General features: G+C 49.0%; 2 tRNA genes and 3 rRNA genes. All 5 read left to right on the plus strand.

Annotated features, from left to right (window positions below):
• Positions 1 to 123: 123 nt before the first annotated feature.
• The 5 genes from HT717_RS09600 (at position 124) to rrf (ending at position 5,334) form a co-directional block, all read left to right on the plus strand.
• A tRNA-Glu gene (locus HT717_RS09600) sits at positions 124 to 195 on the plus strand.
• Positions 196 to 448: 253 nt separating this feature from the next.
• Positions 449 to 1,994 (plus strand): 16S ribosomal RNA (locus tag HT717_RS09605).
• Between the two features lie 51 nt (positions 1,995 to 2,045).
• Positions 2,046 to 2,118, plus strand: a tRNA-Ala gene (locus HT717_RS09610).
• Between the two features lie 123 nt (positions 2,119 to 2,241).
• Positions 2,242 to 5,142, plus strand: a 23S ribosomal RNA gene (locus HT717_RS09615).
• A 76-nt stretch (positions 5,143 to 5,218) separates the two neighbouring features.
• Positions 5,219 to 5,334 (plus strand): 5S ribosomal RNA (gene rrf, locus HT717_RS09620).
• Together the 16S, 23S and 5S rRNA genes with 2 tRNA genes alongside form the textbook arrangement of a ribosomal RNA operon.
• Position 5,335: the final 1 nt, after the last annotated feature.

Raw genomic sequence — 5,335 nt, forward strand, 5'->3', positions numbered from 1 at the left:
TTTAAAGAGTTTGATATCCGTAGCCTGTAAGAAGCCATGCAAAAAAAATTAAAAAAGTTTAAAAAAGTAGTTGACAAAAAATAAAAAGGCTGTATAATAGTAAGAGTTGAAAATAACAACTCAGGTCCGTTGGTCAAGGGGTTAAGACACCGCCTTTTCACGGCGGTAACACGGGTTCGAATCCCGTACGGACTATGGTATGTTGCAGATGGAACACTTGATGAAAAAAGTTTTAAAAAAACTTAAAAAAGTTTCAAAAAAGTGTTGACAAGCGAAAGCGACTGTGATATACTAATATAGTTGTCACTTGAGAGAAGCGAGTGACAAAGACCTTTGAAAACTGAACAAGACGAACCAATGTGCAGGGCACTACAACTAAGGTTGTAGTACTGAACAATGAAAAAAACAATAAATCTGTCAGTGACAGAAATGAGTGAGAACTCAAACTTTTAATGAGAGTTTGATCCTGGCTCAGGACGAACGCTGGCGGCGTGCCTAATACATGCAAGTAGAACGCTGAAGGGAGAGCTTGCTCTTCTGGACGAGTTGCGAACGGGTGAGTAACGCGTAGGTAACCTGCCTGGTAGCGGGGGATAACTATTGGAAACGATAGCTAATACCGCATAACAGTAAATGTTGCATGACATTTGCTTAAAAGGTGCAATTGCATCACTACCAGATGGACCTGCGTTGTATTAGCTAGTTGGTGGGGTAACGGCTCACCAAGGCGACGATACATAGCCGACCTGAGAGGGTGATCGGCCACACTGGGACTGAGACACGGCCCAGACTCCTACGGGAGGCAGCAGTAGGGAATCTTCGGCAATGGACGGAAGTCTGACCGAGCAACGCCGCGTGAGTGAAGAAGGTTTTCGGATCGTAAAGCTCTGTTGTAAGAGAAGAACGAGTGTGAGAGTGGAAAGTTCACACTGTGACGGTATCTTACCAGAAAGGGACGGCTAACTACGTGCCAGCAGCCGCGGTAATACGTAGGTCCCGAGCGTTGTCCGGATTTATTGGGCGTAAAGCGAGCGCAGGCGGTTAGATAAGTCTGAAGTTAAAGGCTGTGGCTTAACCATAGTACGCTTTGGAAACTGTTTAACTTGAGTGCAAGAGGGGAGAGTGGAATTCCATGTGTAGCGGTGAAATGCGTAGATATATGGAGGAACACCGGTGGCGAAAGCGGCTCTCTGGCTTGTAACTGACGCTGAGGCTCGAAAGCGTGGGGAGCAAACAGGATTAGATACCCTGGTAGTCCACGCCGTAAACGATGAGTGCTAGGTGTTAGACCCTTTCCGGGGTTTAGTGCCGCAGCTAACGCATTAAGCACTCCGCCTGGGGAGTACGACCGCAAGGTTGAAACTCAAAGGAATTGACGGGGGCCCGCACAAGCGGTGGAGCATGTGGTTTAATTCGAAGCAACGCGAAGAACCTTACCAGGTCTTGACATCCCTCTGACCGCTCTAGAGATAGAGTTTTCCTTCGGGACAGAGGTGACAGGTGGTGCATGGTTGTCGTCAGCTCGTGTCGTGAGATGTTGGGTTAAGTCCCGCAACGAGCGCAACCCCTATTGTTAGTTGCCATCATTTAGTTGGGCACTCTAGCGAGACTGCCGGTAATAAACCGGAGGAAGGTGGGGATGACGTCAAATCATCATGCCCCTTATGACCTGGGCTACACACGTGCTACAATGGCTGGTACAACGAGTCGCAAGCCGGTGACGGCAAGCTAATCTCTTAAAGCCAGTCTCAGTTCGGATTGTAGGCTGCAACTCGCCTACATGAAGTCGGAATCGCTAGTAATCGCGGATCAGCACGCCGCGGTGAATACGTTCCCGGGCCTTGTACACACCGCCCGTCACACCACGAGAGTTTGTAACACCCGAAGTCGGTGAGGTAACCGTAAGGAGCCAGCCGCCTAAGGTGGGATAGATGATTGGGGTGAAGTCGTAACAAGGTAGCCGTATCGGAAGGTGCGGCTGGATCACCTCCTTTCTAAGGATAAGGAACTGCGCATTGGTCTTGTTTAGTCTTGAGAGGTCTTGTGGGGCCTTAGCTCAGCTGGGAGAGCGCCTGCTTTGCACGCAGGAGGTCAGCGGTTCGATCCCGCTAGGCTCCATTGGTGAGAGATCACCAAGTAATGCACATTGAAAATTGAATATCTATATCAAATAGTAACAAGAAAATAAACCGAAAACGCTGTAGTATTAATAAGAGTTTATGACTGAAAGGTCAGAAATAAGGTTAAGTTAATAAGGGCGCACGGTGGATGCCTTGGCACTAGGAGCCGAAGAAGGACGTGACAAACGACGATATGCCTTGGGTAGCTGTAAGTAAGCGACGATCCAGGGATTTCCGAATGGGGGAACCCAACAGGTACTACCTGTTACCCGCATCTGTTAAGGATGTGAGGAGGAAGACGCAGTGAACTGAAACATCTAAGTAGCTGCAGGAAGAGAAAGCAAAAGCGATTGCCTTAGTAGCGGCGAGCGAAACGGCAGAAGGGCAAACCGAAGAGTTTACTCTTCGGGGTTGTAGGACTGCAATGTGGACTCAAAGATTATAGAAGAATGATTTGGGAAGATCAGCCAAAGAGAGTAATAGCCTCGTATTTAAAATAGTCTTTGTACCTAGCAGTATCCTGAGTACGGCGGGACACGTGAAATCCCGTCGGAATCTGGGAGGACCATCTCCCAACCCTAAATACTCCCTAGTGACCGATAGTGAACCAGTACCGTGAGGGAAAGGTGAAAAGCACCCCGGGAGGGGAGTGAAATAGAACCTGAAACCGTGTGCCTACAACAAGTTCGAGCCCGTTAATGGGTGAGAGCGTGCCTTTTGTAGAATGAACCGGCGAGTTACGTTATGATGCGAGGTTAAGTTGAAGAGACGGAGCCGTAGGGAAACCGAGTCTGAATAGGGCGAATTAGTATCATGACGTAGACCCGAAACCATGTGACCTACCCATGAGCAGGTTGAAGGTGCGGTAAGACGCACTGGAGGACCGAACCAGGGCACGTTGAAAAGTGCTTGGATGACTTGTGGGTAGCGGAGAAATTCCAAACGAACTTGGAGATAGCTGGTTCTCTCCGAAATAGCTTTAGGGCTAGCGTCGACATTAAGATTCTTGGAGGTAGAGCACTGTTTGGGTGAGGGGTCCATCCCGGATTACCAATCTCAGATAAACTCCGAATGCCAATGAATTATGGTCGGCAGTCAGACTGCGAGTGCTAAGATCCGTAGTCGAAAGGGAAACAGCCCAGACCACCAGCTAAGGTCCCAAAATAATTGTTAAGTGGAAAAGGATGTGGGGTTGCACAGACAACTAGGATGTTAGCTTAGAAGCAGCTATTCATTCAAAGAGTGCGTAATAGCTCACTAGTCGAGTGACCCTGCGCCGAAAATGTACCGGGGCTAAAACAATTTACCGAAGCTGTGGATACCTTTATAGGTATGGTAGGAGAGCGTTCTATGTGTGAAGAAGGTGTACCGTGAGGAGTGCTGGAACGCATAGAAGTGAGAATGCCGGTATGAGTAGCGAAAGACAGGTGAGAATCCTGTCCACCGTAAGACTAAGGTTTCCAGGGGAAGGCTCGTCCGCCCTGGGTTAGTCGGGACCTAAGGAGAGACCGAAAGGTGTATCCGATGGACAACAGGTTGATATTCCTGTACTAGAGTATGTAGTGATGGAGGGACGCAGTAGGCTAACTAAAGCAGACGATTGGAAGAGTCTGTCTAAGCAGTGAGGTGTGATATGAGTCAAATGCTTATATCTATAACATTGAGCTGTGATGGGGAGCGAAGTTTAGTAGCGAAGTTAGTGACGTCACACTGCCAAGAAAAGCTTCTAGCGTTTAAACATACTCTACCCGTACCGCAAACCGACACAGGTAGTCGAGGCGAGTAGCCTCAGGTGAGCGAGAGAACTCTCGTTAAGGAACTCGGCAAAATGACCCCGTAACTTCGGGAGAAGGGGTGCTGACTTTAAGTCAGCCGCAGTGAATAGGCCCAAGCAACTGTTTATCAAAAACACAGCTCTCTGCTAAATCGTAAGATGATGTATAGGGGGTGACGCCTGCCCGGTGCTGGAAGGTTAAGAGGAGTGCTTAGCGTAAGCGAAGGTATGAATTGAAGCCCCAGTAAACGGCGGCCGTAACTATAACGGTCCTAAGGTAGCGAAATTCCTTGTCGGGTAAGTTCCGACCCGCACGAAAGGCGTAATGATTTGGGCACTGTCTCAACGAGAGACTCGGTGAAATTTTAGTACCTGTGAAGATGCAGGTTACCCGCGACAGGACGGAAAGACCCCATGGAGCTTTACTGCAGTTTGATATTGAGTGTCTGTACCACATGTACAGGATAGGTAGGAGTCTAAGAGATCGGGACGCCAGTTTCGAAGGAGACGTTGTTGGGATACTACCCTTGTGTTATGGCCACTCTAACCCGGATAGGTGATCCCTATCGGAGACAGTGTCTGACGGGCAGTTTGACTGGGGCGGTCGCCTCCTAAAAGGTAACGGAGGCGCCCAAAGGTTCCCTCAGAATGGTTGGAAATCATTCGCAGAGTGTAAAGGTATAAGGGAGCTTGACTGCGAGAGCTACAACTCGAGCAGGGACGAAAGTCGGGCTTAGTGATCCGGTGGTTCCGTATGGAAGGGCCATCGCTCAACGGATAAAAGCTACCCTGGGGATAACAGGCTTATCTCCCCCAAGAGTTCACATCGACGGGGAGGTTTGGCACCTCGATGTCGGCTCGTCGCATCCTGGGGCTGTAGTCGGTCCCAAGGGTTGGGCTGTTCGCCCATTAAAGCGGCACGCGAGCTGGGTTCAGAACGTCGTGAGACAGTTCGGTCCCTATCCGTCGCGGGCGTAGGAAATTTGAGAGGATCTGCTCCTAGTACGAGAGGACCAGAGTGGACTTACCGCTGGTGTACCAGTTGTCTTGCCAAAGGCATCGCTGGGTAGCTATGTAGGGAAGGGATAAACGCTGAAAGCATCTAAGTGTGAAACCCACCTCAAGATGAGATTTCCCATGATTTTATATCAGTAAGAGCCCTGAGAGATGATCAGGTAGATAGGTTAGAAGTGGAAGTGTGGCGACACATGTAGCGGACTAATACTAATAGCTCGAGGACTTATCCAAAGTAACTGAGAATATGAAAGCGCAAGGTTTTCTTGATTTGAATAGATATTCAATTTTGAGTAGGTATTACTCAGAGTTAAGTGACGATAGCCTAGGAGATACACCTGTACCCATGCCGAACACAGAAGTTAAGCCCTAGAACGCCGGAAGTAGTTGGGGGTTGCCCCCTGTGAGATATGGAAGTCGCTTAGCT

Source organism: Streptococcus sp. 959 (assembly GCF_013277075.1).
GTDB lineage: Bacteria > Bacillota > Bacilli > Lactobacillales > Streptococcaceae > Streptococcus > Streptococcus pseudopneumoniae_C.